Genomic DNA, 15,002 nt, shown 5'->3' with positions numbered 1-15,002 from the left:
TAAAAAAGAGCTATGAAAAAGTGGGTTAAAACTGGTTTAAGTTGGGGATTTACGATGTTTTTAATAATAGTTGTTGTTTTTCCTTGGTTTCAAGGTAAAGAAATAACAGTTAAAAGTGTTGTTATAGGAATAATTTTATGGGGAATTGGAGGTCTTCTTTTTGGACTTTCAATGAAAAGTAGGTTAGAGGGAAAAGAAAAAAATTAAACCTTATTCAATAAGATTTCAAAAGTAGTTCCTTTTCCTAATTCAGATTTTAATACATGTATTTTTCCGTTGTGGTAATCTTCAATAATTCGTTTAGAGAGCGATAATCCGAGTCCCCAACCACGTTTTTTAGTGGTAAAACCAGGATTAAATATTTGTGTAAACTGTGATTTAGGAATTCCTTTTCCAGTATCAGAAACGAATACTTTAATGTTTTTTGATGTTTCAGCGATAGTTACAGCAACTTTACCTTTGCCCTGCATAGCATCAATAGCATTTTTAATAAGGTTTTCAATTACCCAACCGTATAGTTCAGTGTTTAAGTTACAAAAGAGCTCGTCTTTTTCAGTAATAAAAGAAAAAGAAATTTGTTTTGAACTTCTGTTTTCTAAGTAATCGAAAGCAGTTTTTGTAATGGTAACAATATTATGTTGCTTTAGTTCTGGTAACGAACCTATTTTAGAAAAACGGTTGGCAATGGTGTTTAAACGACGAACATCTTTTTCAATTTCATCAACATAATCACTACTTACATTTTCAGTACGTAAAATAGCAATCCATCCTAATAAAGAAGAAAGAGGAGTTCCTATTTGATGCGCTGTTTCTTTGGCCATACCTGTCCACAACTTATTTTGTTCGGCAACTTTATTCGATTTATAAACCATGTAAATAATGGTTAAGAAAAGCCCTAAAATTAGTACTAGTGCAAGTGGATAATATTTTAGTCGGTATAAAAGATCGGAGTTTCTATAATAAATGTATTCTTTAACCCCCAAATATTCGATTACAATTGGTTCATTTTGATTTTTCATAATGTACAATTGCTGTTGAAGGTATTTAGGATCTTTCGACTTGATAGAATCTAGATTGTTAAATTCTTTAATATCACCATTTTCATGAACAGAAATGGTAGGAATATCTTCTATCGTTTGGTAAACTTTTGTTACTAAATTAAAACTACCATTAGAATCAGAATTAGCTGCAGCTTCTTTAATGGCAGTAGCATAAATCTCCATTTTAGAGCGCTCGTCTTTTTTAAACTTTTGAAAGAACACATAGGTATTCCACAAAATAAACAAAACGAGAAGTAAAGAAATGCTAATAGCAATGCGTTTTACCCAGTAAGTGTTTCTAAAAAAAACCATCAATCAAATATAAACTATTATCTAGAATAACTAAATTTATAAATAGGTAGTATATTTACACTAAAATTATATAGAATGTTATCAATAAACCCTAAAGATATACCAACTTCTAAACTTCATGGATATTTATTAGGAGCTGTAGCTCCAAGACCTATTGCTTTTGCAAGTACTGTAGATGCAGATGGAAACCCAAATTTATCACCATTTAGTTTTTTTAATGTATTTGGGGCAAACCCACCAATTATGATTTTTTCTCCAGCACGTAGTGTAAGAGGAAATAAAACCAAACATACATTAGACAATGCTGAAGCAACCAGAGAAGTGGTTATTAATATTGTAAATTACGATATTGTACAGCAAATGTCGTTGAGTAGTACGATGTATCCTAAAGGAGTTAATGAATTTATAAAAGCAGGATTTACAATGTTACCTTCAGATGAAGTAAAGCCGTTTAGAGTAGCTGAATCACCAGTACAATTTGAATGTAAAGTAAAAGATATAATCTATACAGGAGAAGAAGGCGGAGCAGGGAATTTAATTGTGTGTGAAGTGGTAAAACTTCACATAAATGAAGATGTCTTAGCTGAAGATGGAAGTATAGATCAGTATAAAATAGATTTAGTAGCAAGAGCCGGAGGAAGTTATTATAGCAGAGCTAGAGATGGCTTTTTTGAAATTCCGAAGCCTTTAACAACTTTAGGAATTGGAGTAGATCAAATTCCTGAAGAAATAAGAAACAGTAATGTATTAACAGGTAATAATCTAGGAATGTTAGGGAATGTAGAACAGTTACCTAGTGATGAAGATGTTAATAACTTTGCGAAAGAACATGCACAGTTTGTGGGCATTTCAACTGAAAAAAAACATACTTTTGCACAAGAGTATTTACAAAATAATGATGTAGAAAGTGCTTGGAAGGTACTTTTAATTAAATAGATAAGAAATGGAAGTAATAGGGAAGATCAAATTAATTAACGAGACACAAACATTTGGATCTAACGGATTCAGAAAGCGTGAACTAGTAGTAACTACTGATGAGCAATATCCTCAAATGATTTTAATTGAATTTGTTCAAGATAAATGTGATTTATTAAACAATTATCAAGTAGGACAAGATGTTAAAGTTTCTATTAATTTAAGAGGAAGAGAGTGGATTAACCCTCAAGGTGAAGCAAAATACTTTAACTCTGTACAAGGTTGGAGAATTGAAAACTTAGCACAAGCTGCTCCTCAAAACATTCCACCAGCAGATCAATTCGAGCCAGCTCCAGATTTATCTGCTAACGAACCAGACGATTTACCTTTCTAAGGAAGCTTAGAAAAAAGAATACAAATAAAAAGAGCGCAAATTGCGCTCTTTTTTGTTTTGCGGAAAACTACATTTTTATTTGCGGATATGTCTTTTACCCAATCAAAAGATAGCTATATATTTGTAATGTAATCATTCAATGAAAAGATATTGAGTGAGGAATTTAAGGGGAAAATAAAAACCTTCTGATTGAGTTCAGAAGGTTTTTTTATTATTTCTTTTCAGGCATCGGACCTCTTAGGTGAATAATAAGCCCGTTTAAAAAGTTTCGTAAAAACTGATCGCCACATTCCATATACTTTGGATGATCTTCTTTTCTAAAAATAGCATTGATTTCCGATTTAGAAACTTTAAAGTCTACCAAAGCACAAATGTCAATAATATCAGTGTCTCTTAATTTGTGCGCTACTCGTAGCTTTTTAAAAATGTCGTTGTTGTTGAGTGCCATATTATATTAGTTTACTACAGAAAATATAGCCCAAGCATAAATGGCAAAACGTGCAAAACGAAATAAGCCAACAAAAACTACATTTTTAAATGGATATTTAATCATACCAGCAGTTAAACAGCTAATAGCAAAAGGAAGTGGTAATAACGCTCCTACTAAAATTAAAAAACCTCCCCACTTACTTGTGTTTTTAAGGTTTTTAGCCATTTTAACTTCTAAGTAATTCCTTACAGAATCAATTTTTAAAGAGGTTCTTCCTATAAAATAAGCGCACAAACCTCCTAAATAAGAAAGGGTTGCTAACAAAGAAATATTTACAATAGGATCTTCTGTTTTTTTAGACCAAGCGATGAAAATCTCTGGCGGAATTAATCCTAAAATCGTTTCAGATATAAAAAAAGTAATTAAAACTCCTGTTCTAGAAAAGGTTTCAGTCATGGTTTGTAAACCATCATTGATGTTGTAAACGTATTTATTAAATAATAATAATCCGACAACAACCCCAACAATTGGCCAAAAAGCTTTTTTTAAGCTTACCCAAATAAACATGTAAAACCCAGTGCGATTATAATAGTTGTGTAAACGTTTATAATGCGGCTTGTTTATTTTCTTTTTATTGTATCTTTTACTTTCTTTACTCATCGCTAAAAAGCCTCTAATTTTTAGGAATAGCAAAAGTACGAGGTAATTAGAAATTACGCCAACAAATATTTGTTAATTTATAGGTTTGCAATGGCAGCTTCGGCACAGCGTTCACCGTCCATAGCAGCCGAAATAATTCCACCAGCATAACCACCACCTTCACCACAAGGAAATAAACCTTCAATTTGTGGATGCTCTAAGTTTTCTTTTCTTGGAATATTTACAGGAGATGAGGTTCTAGATTCTACCCCAACAATGTTTGCTTCCGCAGTATAATACCCGTGCATTTTTTGTCCGAAAGCCGCAAAACCTTTGCGTAATCTACTTCCAATTAACTTCGGAAGTAAGGAATGTAGCGGTGAAGAATTCAATCCAGGTTGATACGAGCAATCATTTAAAGAAGAAGATAATCTGCCTTCCACAAAATCGGTTAAACGTTGTGCTGGGGCAACTTGACTTCTCCCGCCAGCATTGAAAGCCATTTTTTCTAAATCTTTTTGATATTGTAAGCCTTTTAAGACTCCGTATTTTTCATACTTAGGTAAGTCTTTGTCTACATTAATTTCAACAACAATTCCTGAATTAGCAAACTTGTTATTTCGACGCGAAGGCGACATTCCGTTTACCACCACTTCACCATTAGCTGTTGCTGCAGGAACGATGAATCCACCAGGACACATACAGAAAGAATACACTCCACGGTTTCCAACTTGATGTACCAAACTATACGCAGCAGCTGGTAATAATTCATCACGTTGACTTGAACAACTATACTGAATTTGATCAATTATTTCTTGCGGATGCTCTACACGAACTCCCATAGCAAACGATTTCGCTTTTAGTAAAATGTCTTTTTTATGGAGTAGCTCGTAAATATCTCTTGCCGAATGCCCAGTAGCTAAAATCACTGCATTTACAGCCATTTCAGAACCATTTTGTAACTGTATAGCTTGTAGTTTATTGTTTTTAACGATAAAATCGGTCACACGGGTTTCAAAATGAATTTCGCCACCGTGTTTTAAAATAGTTTCACGAATATTTTGAATAATCTTCGGAAGTTTATTCGTTCCAATATGTGGATGCGCATCTACCAAAATTTGATCGGTAGCTCCATGATATACTAAGTTTTCAAATATTTTACGAACATCACCACGTTTTAAACTACGGGTATATAACTTTCCGTCAGAATAGGTTCCTGCTCCACCTTCACCAAAACAATAGTTAGAATCTGGGTTAACTTCATGAAATTGGTTAATAGCACGTAAATCTCTACGACGATCTTGTACATTTTTACCACGCTCAAGTACAATAGGTTTATACCCTAGTTCAATACAACGAAGTGCCGCATACATTCCTGCAGGACCAAAACCTACAATATGAATTTCTTTCGCATTCGATACATCTTGATATTCAAAAACATAATCAGGCGTATCAGGTTGAGGTTCGTTTATATAAACCGCTACTTTGTAGTTAAAAACAACTTCTTTTTTACGTGCATCAATCGATTTACGCAACACTTTTACACTAGTAATATCAGCAGTACTAATGCTTAGTTTTTTAGCAGCTTTTAACTGTAATATATTGTCTTTACGTTCTTCTACTAGATTAACACGTAATTGAAGTTCTTTTACCATATTGCAAAACTAGGTAAAAAACTATTTATTCTATTTGATTATTTTTAGCAAATCAAACTTTAAACTATGAAGATTACGCAGGTTATAGAAAATGTTTTTAAAAAATATTTACCCTCACCTTTTACCATCGCTATATTATTAACACTGGTAACTCTTTTATTAGCACTGTTTTTTACAAAACCAGCAGAAAGCTCAGTAGTAAACTATTCTTTAGAGGTGTTACAATTTTGGGAAAACGGAATTTGGTCTAACGGATTACTCGTTTTTGCCTATCAAATGATGTTGATTTTGGTATTAGGGCATGTATTGGTGTTGAGTAAACCTGTGAGTAATTTAATTTTAAAAGTAACAAAATTCTGTACCAACACAGCAAATAGTGCAGCCATTGTAAGTTGTACTACCATGTTGGTAGCTTTTTTTAATTGGGGGCTAGGACTCGTTTTTGGAGCTTTGTTGGCGCGTAAAGTAGCAGAACATGCGCAACAACACAATATCAAACTAAATTATCCAATTATTGGAGCGGCGGGTTATATGGGATTGATGGTTTGGCATGGTGGAATTTCAGGTTCTGCACCAATAAAAATTAACGAAAGCGGACATATTAAAAGTATTATGCAATCGGTTTCTTCGGATGAGGTTTTAGCTCAAATACCTGATGTGATTGATTATTCTCAAACGATTTTTAGTTGGTGGAATTTGCTGATTTTTTTCGTGGTAGTAGCGGCGGTATCGGCAACCTTTTATTTTTTAGGAAAGAAAGCAACTCCTACAGCGATTAATTTACCAGAATATCAAATGCATACCGATGAAAAGGTTAGCACACAAGCAGAAAGATTGGATAGTTCTCAAAGGTTAGCCATTGCTTTTGGTGTGCTGATTTTAGTGGCGTTTGGTTATCGTTATTGGGCAGACATTCAGCAGTTAAAAATTACGCCTAACCTAATTAACTTTTTTATGTTAGGATTAGGAATTATGCTACACGGAAGTTTTAAAAAGTTTACCAATGCTGTGGGAGAATCGATTAGTGATGTTTCCGGAATTTTAATTCAGTTTCCATTGTATTTTGGTATTATGGGGGTGATGAAAAGTACGGGAATGGTTACTTTAATTTCTGATTTTTTCGTGTCGATAGCAACTGCAACGACCTTACCCATATTTACGTTTTTTAGTGCAGGTTTGGTTAATGTTTTTGTGCCGAGTGGGGGAGGACAGTGGATTGTACAAGGTCCTATTGTGGTAGAAAGTGCATTAAAATTAGGGGTTCCGTTGCCTAAAGCAATTATGGCACTAGCATACGGAGACCAAATAACTAACATGTTACAGCCCTTTTGGGCATTACCCTTATTAGGAATTACGAAACTAAAAGCAAAAGAAATTTTACCCTATACCTTAATTGCAATGGTGGTAGGTAGCGTAATTTATTTATTAGGACTTACCTTGTTTTAAGAGTTTATTGAGGAAACGTCAACGCGTCACGCTGATGGTTTTGTTGTGTTGAGGAAACGTCAGCGCGTCACGCTGATGGTTTCGTTGTGTTGAGGAAACGCCAGCGCGTCACGCTGATGATTCCGTTGTGTTGAGGAAACGCCAGCGCGTCACGCTGATGGCTCCGTTATGTTGAGGAAACATCAGCGAGCTTCGCTGATGGTTTCGTTGTGTTGAGGAAATGCCAACGAACTTCGCTGATGGCGACTATACCACGTTTTTATTAATAAAACGTTGATGTTGAATTCACGGATATAGTATTTTTGTAAAAAAGAATGTAACGAATGATTTGGCTTTCTGAAAAAATAGAGTTTCCTCCGTATGAGTTGGCTACTGATGATGGTTTACTGGCTTTGGGCGGTGATTTATCGGCTGAACGATTGGTGTATGCTTACCAACATGGAATTTTCCCGTGGTTTAATGAAGGGGAGCCGATTGTTTGGTATTCTCCATGGGAGCGTATGGTGTTATTTCCTGAGGAAGTGAAAATTTCCAAATCAATGAAACAGGTATTGCGAAAAGGTGGTTTTACGATAACGGAAAACAAAGCTTTTGATGAGGTGATTTTTAATTGCCGACACATCAATCGTTTTGACCAATTAGGTACTTGGATTACCGATGACATGGAAGATGCGTACATAAACTTGCACGACAAAGGCTATGCAAAATCTATTGAGGTATGGATAGACGGTAAACTAGTTGCAGGTTTGTACGGAGTAGATTTAGGAAACGGTGTGTTTTGTGGTGAGAGTATGTTTAGCAAAGCAAGCAATATGAGCAAAGTTGCATTTATTCATTTAGCACAAAAAGGAGGCTACAAGCTCATCGATTGTCAAGTATATAACGACCATTTGGCAAGTTTAGGCGCGAGAGAAATTCCTAGAGAGGAGTTTTTGAAGTGGTTGTAACGGTCTCGGCTATGAGTAGTTGCGTGGTTTCGCACTTAACTTTGCAAGTACACACCAAACTGAAAATCCGCGAGGATTTTCAGAAGTAGGCTAGAACAAGCAATTACTTATAGCCATTGTTGCCCACAGTTATTTTTATTAATTTATTCATATTTTGGTTCAATATTATTTTTTTCTTTTCCATCTTTTAAACTCAAGTAAATTCCGAGAATAACTCCGAATAATGGATAAATAAATAGTAAACTCCACCAACCATTAAGTTCCATATCTTGCAATCGTCTTGCGGCAGGCTTTATTAAGTAAATGGAATAGCCAAATAAAAGAATTGTCAATGTCCAATATAATAGCAATAATAAGTTGAAATATGGCAAAAATGTGATGGCAATGCTAATAATGAATAAAATCACTAAATAAATGAATTTCTTTCTAAATTCAGTTTTGTCAATTCGACCAGTTGCAATTTTAAACTCCTTTTTTTGAGTTGGTACTTTTCTCAATTCTTCAGGTTCTTTTGAATCCGATTTTTCTACTTCAGTTAATATTTTTGTTTTTAGTAATTCCGCTTTTTCTCGAAATTCTTGTTCGGTCAATATATTTTCATTTCTTAATTTCTTTAAGGACTTATACTCGTCTGATTTTTCAAAGAATTCGTTTTGCTTTTTTGCTATAAGTTGGTTAGTTTTTAACTCAAATTCTTCTTCTGTTAAAATCCCTTGATTTTTAAAATTCTCAAGGTCTTTAATTCGGCTATTTGTTTTGTCAATGTTATGTCCTATTGAAATGTTATTTTGTTTATTCCAAACTCCCAAAATAATAGCCAAAATCCATTGAGCTGGTGGAAAAAGGAATAAAATTCCAAGTATTACTTTTTGTAAGTAAGTAAAGTAATTTGACCGAATTATAAATATTGTCGATGCAAATGTAAGACCAATTAAAATTCCAACTCCAATTCCGTTATCCATAAAGTATATTTTTTAAATTAGAATTTATTTCCTTCAAGAATTTCAAAGTCAGAATTAGTTGAGTATTTTTTCGCATCTTCATCTATGAGGTTTTTTAATTCTCGCAGAGCTACAAGATATTCATTATATCCTTTGAAATCAGTTTTAGGATTTGGACAAACCCTGTAAAGCTTTGAGGAAACCTCTTCGCTAAATTCGTTTTTAATTTTTAGAGCTTTTTCAAATGTCATAAACGTTTTGTTTTAATTGTGGGCAACTTGTTTATATAAGTACTTTTAGTGTTTTTATACGAATGATATGGAGGTATAATAGTACTTTTTTCCAAATATAAACAAATAAAAAGAGTACTAAGAGTTTAATTTAATAGGGTTAGTTAAATAAGCGTCCTTAAAACAGACGCTTATTTGTTATTATAGGTTTTAAACCCAACTAACAGGACCAGTAAGTGGAGTTTGAGCAGGTTTGGCTATTCCGTAAACAACTACGACACCAGAGCCTCCACCCCAAGTAGAATAGGCAGGGTCAGGTTTTGCTTCCATCACCGTTTGAGGTAGGTTCCAGTTATACATCGGTCAGCATTTGTATACTACCCGAATGGATGGTGTGAATCACCTCTCCTGTAGTAGCGTTAAAAAGTTCTAATAGGAGGGATTATCACCTAGTATTTTAAATTAAACTCAAAGATCAATTTTTGTGTCTAGATTTATATAAGATTGTTTTATCGTTTAAAAGTCTTCAACTTTAATTTCAATTTTTTTATTGGTGTTGTAGTCTTCTCCGTAAAGAATAACCGATTTTATTTCAGTACTTAAACCAGTTCCATTAATATTTAAGAACATTCTGTCTAGGTATATTTTTGTTGTATTATGGTTTACAAAAATTTTGTAACGATTGTTTTTTTTCTCTAAATTAAAAACAAGTTTTGAAGAAGCAGCTAGCCTAAATTTAAAAGAATTATCATCTGCATTAAGCAATACCATACCATAAGCAAGCCTTTTTTGTGTTGGAGTTAGAGGCTTAACTTCAGCATTTTTGGTATATAGTATTCTGTATTCTTTGATAGGCTTTTTGGTGTTTAACTTAGAGTTTTTAAGATTAACATCGTATACATATGTGTTAAAATTATTGCTGTGTTGTATGTAAAAAAGGCTGTTAGAGTTTTTAGGAGGAACAGGGTAATTCTCTTGTCCGTATGTTATAAAATGAAAGTTTAAAAAAAGAAGGAAAAAATATTTTTTAGGCACAGTTAGTTTTTTTAAGAATAAAATAATAATTTAATTGGCTAGTTTTAGTCCTACTATTCCAAATACAATTAATGATGCAGAAATAAGACGCCAAATGTTGGCTGAGTCTCCTAAAAATATAATACCAACAAGTAAAGTACTTACAGCGCCTATACCTGTCCAAACAGCATAAGCTGTTCCCATAGGAATTGTTTTTTGAGCTAACCATAAAAATATCCACTGGTAGCCATACAAATACCTAAGAATTTATATTGAACGTTTTTGAGAAAGCTTTAAGCCTAAAGGCCATCCTATTTCAAAAATACCAGCTATAATTAAATAAAACCAGTTCATAAAATACATTATTATTTAAAGATAAAGGTACGTATTGTTATTTAGAGTTATATATTCTAAAATAAAAAAAACTCACAATACTTAAGTGTTGTGAGTTTTTAAATAGAAAAAAGTTTGTTGTTATTTTAACACTGTAAATTCTATACTAGAATCGGTAAATACCGAATGCGTTTGTGTTTTAAAGTCTTCTTCGTCTGCTTTGTAAATATTGTCTACATAGGTTTGCGGATTCAAATCGATTAAAGGAAACCACGTACTTTGTACTTGTATTTGCACTTTGTGTCCTTTTTTAAACGTATGGAAAACATCTTGTAATTTAATACTCACCGCTGTTTTTTGATTAGGAGTAAATGGTTCAGGATTAGAAAAACTATTTCTAAAGCGACCACGCATCACTTCACTACGTACCATTAAATGGTAGTTGCTTAGTTTTAAGTGCGTTTGCATTTCTTTATTGTCGTTTTTCAAATCGTGTGGATGCACATCAATAACCTTTACAATCCAATCGGCAGCTGAACCCGTAGTTGCTACTTGTAGTTTGGCTAAAATATCGCCAGCAAGGGTAAAGTCTTCGGTTAATACATCCGTTTCAAAAAACAATACATCAGGTCTACGAGCAGCAAAACGCTGATCGTCTGTCATATATTTACGAGGGGTAAATACTGTTTTAATATCTTCAGAATACGGAACAGGACGTTTAATATCACTGATAAAACTAATTTTATTGTTTCCTTTTTGGTTTGCTGTTAGTTCTTGATTTTCTGAAAGGAAAAATGTTTGTTTTTGAGCATTTTCAGGAGGCCATACATCGTATGATTTCCACGTTTTTTTACCTGTGTCAAATACATAAGCTTCTGGCAAACCAGAATTTTTAGTGCCATCTCCTTTTAAGAAGTGATTAAAGAATTTTGTTTCTACTTCTTTTTGAAATTTCAACGAGATGGAATCTCCGAAGTAGTAGTTGCCTACTTTGTTAGCTACTTTATTTCTCGACCATCCGCCATGATCCCAAGGTCCGAAAACAATGGTATTGTAGTTATTTGGTTGATTTTTTTCAATCCCTTTGTAAGTTTCTAACGGTCCGTATAAATCTTCAGCATCAAACCAACCACCTACAATCATTGTTGCTACGGTAGAAGGGACTTTATCTAAATGTTGAATGATTCCTTTACTTTGCCATACAGAATCGTAGTTAGGGTGTTCTACAATTTCCTTCCAAAAGAAATCGTCAATGCGTTCTTTGTTTTCAGCAACTTTAGAGTCTAACTTATCGTATTGAAAATATTCGTTTAAGTTTTTTAAAGGCCCTTTATCTAAGAAAAACTGATATTGATCTTGAGTTTTCATATCAGGGAATGAGTACCATGCAGTATCAGTTGGTTGATCTTTGTAAGTTCCGAATAAAGAAATAGCTCTAAAATAACTTAACAAAAAAGCTCCGTTATGGTGAAAATCATCAAAAAAGAAATCACCAATACACGCTTGTGGTGAAGCAGCTTTTAAAGCAGGGTGCGCATCAATTGCAGAAACAGTAGCGTAATGTCCTGGGTATGAAATTCCCCAAGTACCTACATTTCCGTTGTTGTTAGGCACATTGTTTACTAACCAATCAATAGTATCATAAGTATCACTGGTTTCATCGGTTTGTTTTTCTGTTTTATTCGGAATGTAAGCACGCATGTTGTCATACACGCCTTCACTCATCCAACGTCCGCGAACATCTTGATATACAATGATGTTTCCTTCTTTCATCAAAACAGGGTTTGGGCCAATTTTTTTTCTGAATTCATCTTCTCCATAAGGTTGACAGCTATACGGAGTACGTTGTAGTAAAATAGGGTAGGTTTTACTGGTGTCTTTTGGAGAGTAAATGGTAGCGTGTAGCTTAACACCATCTCTCATCGTAATTTTTACTTCTTTTTTATTGTAATTATCTTTAACGTAGGTGTCTTCAGTCGTTTCTGTTTTATTAACTGTTGTTTTTTGGCAACTTGAAAAGGAAACAACAAGAAGTAATAATAAGGCTAAGGCTTTTTTCATTGTCGTAGGTAGTTGATTATGTAGCGAATGAAAGTATAAAAAATAACAGCAACCTAGGATGTAGATTGCTGTTATTAAGAAGATGTTATTTGTTAGGCTCTAGAATATTGTCTATTCTATCAGCAGCATCTTGTAAATGATAACGAGTTATCGTGTTACGAGCAGAAGGAATACTTCGTTTAATATCTCTTTGTAAACGTTTTAATTCGCCTCTAACTACAGGTTTAATATCTGATTGATTAATCGTAACAGCGGTTTGTTTAAAGTAACCACGATCACTTCTTGGTGCTTTTTGATCTTTCGCTTTATTTAATAAAAAGTCTAATTGATCTAAATGCGCACGTTGTAAGTTTCTACGGTAAGGGTCTATAGTTTTGTTAGCGTATACTTCGCTCCAAATACCTTTACGTAAATCGCCCATCATTTCAATAAGAGAATACGCTTTAGTTCCGTTTAAAGTTTCATTCTCAATCATACGAGTTAACCTTCCAGTTTTTAAAACTCTGTTTAAAGTTTGTACTTGTAGGCTTCTGATACGTTCAATAATTCCTGAATGTTGTGTTTTACTGATGATATTTTCATCAATTAACCAAGTAGGAGTTTTAAATAATTCGTTGTTTACAAATTGTAAAGCTCTTTTTTGATGTTCTTTTGGTACGTGTACATAAACAGCTCCATCTTGATCAGCAGTTTTAAAGTATTCGTATACACCACCAATGTTAGAACTCACGTGTCCCATATATCTATTGAACTGACCAACTACTTGTCCGTACATAGTTTTTAACTCTTCGTAAGTTTCACCATCTTTAGTAGTCCACTCTTCTAAACGAGGTAAAATACGTTGTAAGTTTTTAATACCATAAGCACTTGCTTTCATGGCATCGTCACCTAAATCTTCTGTTTGTGAGCTAGGGTCAATAATATTACGAACTTGTTGGTGTCCGAATCTATACACAGGATTTCCTGCTTTTTCTTTAATCCATTGATTTAAGATTGTTTTTTCATCTTTAGCTGATTTATCTAAGATTGGTCTGTATCCCCAGTTGATAGCATATTTATCGTAAGGTCCAATATTAGGCATTAAAGCAACTCCTTTGTCTTCTGGTTGTGCTATGTAGTTAAAACGAGCATAATCCATGATTGAAGGAGCAGTTCCATTCTTTTTAGTGAATTCAGCAGAACGTAAAGAATCTACAGGATACGCAACAGAACTTCCCATGTTGTGAGGCAATCCTAAAGTATGTCCAACTTCATGAGAAGAAACAAAACGGATTAAGCGCCCCATAACTTCATCTTTAAATTGATTTCCTCTTGCATCTGGATTGATTGCAGCTGTTTGTACAAAAAACCAGTTGTGTAATAAAGTCATTACATTGTGATACCAGTTAATGTCAGATTCTAAAATTTCTCCTGATCGAGGGTCACTAACGTGAGGTCCATTTGCATTAGGAATTGGAGAAGCTAAATAACGAACTACAGAGTAACGTACATCTTCAGGGCTCCAATCAGGGTCTTCTTCTTTAGTAGGAGCATCTTTAGCGATGATAGCATTTTTAAATCCTGCAGCTTCAAAAGCAATTTGCCAATCTTCAATACCTTGCTTGATGTATTTACGCCATTTTTGAGGAGTAGCTCTATCGATGTAATAAACGATTTGTTTTTTAGGTTCTACTAATTCACCTCTTTTAAACTTTTCTAAATCTTCGTCTTTTACTTCTAAACGCCATCTGTCTAAATAGGTAACTGATTTACTTTTTTGAACATCTAAACCATAATCTGTTTGAGAACTGGTAAACCACCCAACACGCTCATCAAAATAACGTCTTTTCATAGGTGTTTTAGGAAGTAAAATCATAGAGTTGCTTAACTCCATAGTAACAGAACCTACACTTGAATTTGAAGGAGGAGCTGCAGAAATATATGTTTTAACATTTCTAATTTCTATGTTTTGAGGGTAGCTGCTAATTCTATCGATGTAAGATCTAGTCTTATCCATTTTAGAAATTTTGTACTGCTTTCTGCTTCTTTGAGGAAAACCGATTGCTTGTACATCACCTTCAAAAAGAGGACTAGCATCAATTACAGTAGCTGTAGAATCTTTACTAAATGCTTTAATAGGGAAAGCAAATAAAATAGGCTCAAAATTAGAGTTTACAACAGCTTCGTGAACAGGTAAAATAGTATCAGCAACAACATTGTGTGATACAACTTTTAATAAAACTTGTTTTTTGTTTTTTACCCAACGTAATACTTGTGTGTTTTGTTTACCACCACCAAATCCAATTCCGCTAGCGGTTTTGGCGATTCTGGTAACCATTAACATTTCACGATTTAATAACGAATCAGGAATTTCAAATAAAAAGTTAGTGTCTTTTGAGTGTACTTTGAATAACCCTTCGTCGGTTTTGTGTTCTTTGGTAACTACTTTTCCGTAAGGTTGAATACCTCCTTTTTTAGGTTCTGCTTTTTTAGGAGCCTCTTTTTTAGTGTCTTTTTTCTTTTTTCTTTGAGCTTCAGCATTCAAAGAAATTCCAAAAGAGAAAATGATTACTAATAAGGTTGAGAGTAATCTGTTTGTCATTGTGAGTTATTTGATTGATAAAGAGCGAAATTTAGTGAAATTGCTTCCTATAGAATCTTAATTA

General features: G+C 33.7%; 16 protein-coding genes. 5 read left to right on the top strand and 11 right to left on the bottom strand.

Annotation, left to right across the window (positions count from 1 at the left end; translation table 11 throughout):
* Positions 1 to 12: 12 nt before the first annotated feature.
* Positions 13 to 207 (top strand): hypothetical protein, encoded by a 195-nt coding sequence (locus ACR9ES_RS05800; protein WP_435255441.1) that lies wholly within the window; start codon positions 13 to 15, stop codon positions 205 to 207.
* Here ACR9ES_RS05800 and ACR9ES_RS05795 read toward each other — a convergent pair.
* A complete protein-coding gene (locus ACR9ES_RS05795) occupies positions 204 to 1,352 on the bottom strand; it encodes a sensor histidine kinase (RefSeq protein ID WP_435255440.1) in 1,149 nt (382 codons plus the stop codon). The genes ACR9ES_RS05800 and ACR9ES_RS05795 overlap by 4 nt on opposite strands.
* A 75-nt stretch (positions 1,353 to 1,427) precedes the next feature.
* Between ACR9ES_RS05795 and ACR9ES_RS05790 the strand changes: the two genes are divergently transcribed.
* Positions 1,428 to 2,288, top strand: coding sequence for a flavin reductase family protein (locus ACR9ES_RS05790; protein ID WP_435255439.1), 861 nt, complete (start codon positions 1,428 to 1,430; stop codon positions 2,286 to 2,288).
* 7 nt (positions 2,289 to 2,295) lie between these two features.
* The gene (locus ACR9ES_RS05785) at positions 2,296 to 2,661 is read left to right on the top strand and encodes a DUF3127 domain-containing protein (RefSeq protein WP_408036469.1); all 366 of its coding nucleotides are present in this window, start codon (positions 2,296 to 2,298) and stop codon (positions 2,659 to 2,661) included.
* A gap of 211 nt (positions 2,662 to 2,872) precedes the next feature.
* Here ACR9ES_RS05785 and ACR9ES_RS05780 read toward each other — a convergent pair whose 3' ends face one another.
* The 3 genes from ACR9ES_RS05780 to ACR9ES_RS05770 form a co-directional block, all read right to left on the bottom strand.
* Entirely contained in the window at positions 2,873 to 3,109 is a 237-nt protein-coding gene (locus tag ACR9ES_RS05780) for a DUF1456 family protein (RefSeq protein ID WP_274634676.1), read from the bottom strand.
* Positions 3,110 to 3,115: 6 nt separating this feature from the next.
* Positions 3,116 to 3,751 (bottom strand): YqaA family protein, encoded by a 636-nt coding sequence (locus ACR9ES_RS05775; protein WP_435255438.1) that lies wholly within the window; start codon positions 3,749 to 3,751, stop codon positions 3,116 to 3,118.
* Between the two features lie 77 nt (positions 3,752 to 3,828).
* Positions 3,829 to 5,385 (bottom strand): NAD(P)/FAD-dependent oxidoreductase, encoded by a 1,557-nt coding sequence (locus ACR9ES_RS05770; RefSeq protein WP_435255437.1) that lies wholly within the window; start codon positions 5,383 to 5,385, stop codon positions 3,829 to 3,831.
* 66 nt (positions 5,386 to 5,451) lie between these two features.
* Here ACR9ES_RS05770 and ACR9ES_RS05765 point away from each other — a divergent pair, with 66 nt between their 5' ends.
* Positions 5,452 to 6,831 carry a short-chain fatty acid transporter gene (locus ACR9ES_RS05765; RefSeq protein ID WP_435255436.1) on the top strand — a complete coding sequence of 460 codons (1,380 nt, stop codon included), beginning with the start codon at positions 5,452 to 5,454 and terminating at the stop codon, positions 6,829 to 6,831.
* 323 nt (positions 6,832 to 7,154) lie between these two features.
* Entirely contained in the window at positions 7,155 to 7,778 is a 624-nt protein-coding gene (gene aat / locus ACR9ES_RS05760) for a leucyl/phenylalanyl-tRNA--protein transferase (protein ID WP_435255435.1), read from the top strand.
* Positions 7,779 to 7,921: 143 nt separating this feature from the next.
* Here the strand turns inward: aat and ACR9ES_RS05755 are convergent, their stop codons facing one another.
* The 7 genes from ACR9ES_RS05755 to ACR9ES_RS05725 all read right to left on the bottom strand — a co-directional run bounded on the left by ACR9ES_RS05755 (position 7,922) and on the right by ACR9ES_RS05725 (position 14,938).
* On the bottom strand, positions 7,922 to 8,740 hold the full coding sequence (locus tag ACR9ES_RS05755; protein WP_435255434.1) for a DUF805 domain-containing protein: 819 nt from the start codon (positions 8,738 to 8,740) through the stop codon (positions 7,922 to 7,924).
* Between the two features lie 17 nt (positions 8,741 to 8,757).
* Positions 8,758 to 8,970, bottom strand: a complete 213-nt coding sequence (locus tag ACR9ES_RS05750; RefSeq protein WP_435255433.1) for a hypothetical protein — start codon at positions 8,968 to 8,970, stop codon at positions 8,758 to 8,760.
* Between the two features lie 189 nt (positions 8,971 to 9,159).
* On the bottom strand, positions 9,160 to 9,309 hold the full coding sequence (locus tag ACR9ES_RS05745) for a hypothetical protein (RefSeq protein WP_435255432.1): 150 nt from the start codon (positions 9,307 to 9,309) through the stop codon (positions 9,160 to 9,162).
* A 156-nt stretch (positions 9,310 to 9,465) separates the two neighbouring features.
* A complete protein-coding gene (locus ACR9ES_RS05740; RefSeq protein WP_435255431.1) occupies positions 9,466 to 9,984 on the bottom strand; it encodes a DUF4833 domain-containing protein in 519 nt (172 codons plus the stop codon).
* Between the two features lie 30 nt (positions 9,985 to 10,014).
* A complete protein-coding gene (locus ACR9ES_RS05735) occupies positions 10,015 to 10,218 on the bottom strand; it encodes a DMT family transporter (RefSeq protein WP_435255430.1) in 204 nt (67 codons plus the stop codon).
* A 219-nt stretch (positions 10,219 to 10,437) separates the two neighbouring features.
* Positions 10,438 to 12,357, bottom strand: coding sequence for a CocE/NonD family hydrolase (locus ACR9ES_RS05730; protein WP_435255429.1), 1,920 nt, complete (start codon positions 12,355 to 12,357; stop codon positions 10,438 to 10,440).
* A gap of 85 nt (positions 12,358 to 12,442) precedes the next feature.
* Positions 12,443 to 14,938, bottom strand: coding sequence for a zinc-dependent metalloprotease (locus tag ACR9ES_RS05725; RefSeq protein WP_435255428.1), 2,496 nt, complete (start codon positions 14,936 to 14,938; stop codon positions 12,443 to 12,445).
* Between the last annotated feature and the right edge of the window lie 64 nt (positions 14,939 to 15,002).

The sequence above is a fragment of the Tenacibaculum sp. A30 genome, assembly GCF_051200845.1.
Lineage (GTDB): Bacteria > Bacteroidota > Bacteroidia > Flavobacteriales > Flavobacteriaceae > Polaribacter.
Note: the sequence above shows the minus strand (reverse complement) of the source record. Positions and strands in the feature narration are given on the sequence as shown.

What these genes read in the sequence shown, in the direction of transcription:
- ACR9ES_RS05785 (WP_408036469.1), top strand. Translation starts at nt 2,296, where the DNA reads ATGGAAGTAATAGGGAAGATCAAATTAATTAACGAGACACAAACATTT.
- ACR9ES_RS05790 (WP_435255439.1), top strand. Translation starts at nt 1,428, where the DNA reads ATGTTATCAATAAACCCTAAAGATATACCAACTTCTAAACTTCATGGA.
- aat (WP_435255435.1), top strand. Translation starts at nt 7,155, where the DNA reads ATGATTTGGCTTTCTGAAAAAATAGAGTTTCCTCCGTATGAGTTGGCT.
- ACR9ES_RS05800 (WP_435255441.1), top strand. Translation starts at nt 13, where the DNA reads ATGAAAAAGTGGGTTAAAACTGGTTTAAGTTGGGGATTTACGATGTTT.
- ACR9ES_RS05765 (WP_435255436.1), top strand. Translation starts at nt 5,452, where the DNA reads ATGAAGATTACGCAGGTTATAGAAAATGTTTTTAAAAAATATTTACCC.
- ACR9ES_RS05745 (WP_435255432.1), bottom strand. Translation starts at nt 9,309, where the DNA reads ATGTATAACTGGAACCTACCTCAAACGGTGATGGAAGCAAAACCTGAC.
- ACR9ES_RS05725 (WP_435255428.1), bottom strand. Translation starts at nt 14,938, where the DNA reads ATGACAAACAGATTACTCTCAACCTTATTAGTAATCATTTTCTCTTTT.
- ACR9ES_RS05750 (WP_435255433.1), bottom strand. Translation starts at nt 8,970, where the DNA reads ATGACATTTGAAAAAGCTCTAAAAATTAAAAACGAATTTAGCGAAGAG.
- ACR9ES_RS05780 (WP_274634676.1), bottom strand. Translation starts at nt 3,109, where the DNA reads ATGGCACTCAACAACAACGACATTTTTAAAAAGCTACGAGTAGCGCAC.
- ACR9ES_RS05730 (WP_435255429.1), bottom strand. Translation starts at nt 12,357, where the DNA reads ATGAAAAAAGCCTTAGCCTTATTATTACTTCTTGTTGTTTCCTTTTCA.
- ACR9ES_RS05775 (WP_435255438.1), bottom strand. Translation starts at nt 3,751, where the DNA reads ATGAGTAAAGAAAGTAAAAGATACAATAAAAAGAAAATAAACAAGCCG.
- ACR9ES_RS05755 (WP_435255434.1), bottom strand. Translation starts at nt 8,740, where the DNA reads ATGGATAACGGAATTGGAGTTGGAATTTTAATTGGTCTTACATTTGCA.
- ACR9ES_RS05770 (WP_435255437.1), bottom strand. Translation starts at nt 5,385, where the DNA reads ATGGTAAAAGAACTTCAATTACGTGTTAATCTAGTAGAAGAACGTAAA.
- ACR9ES_RS05795 (WP_435255440.1), bottom strand. Translation starts at nt 1,352, where the DNA reads ATGGTTTTTTTTAGAAACACTTACTGGGTAAAACGCATTGCTATTAGC.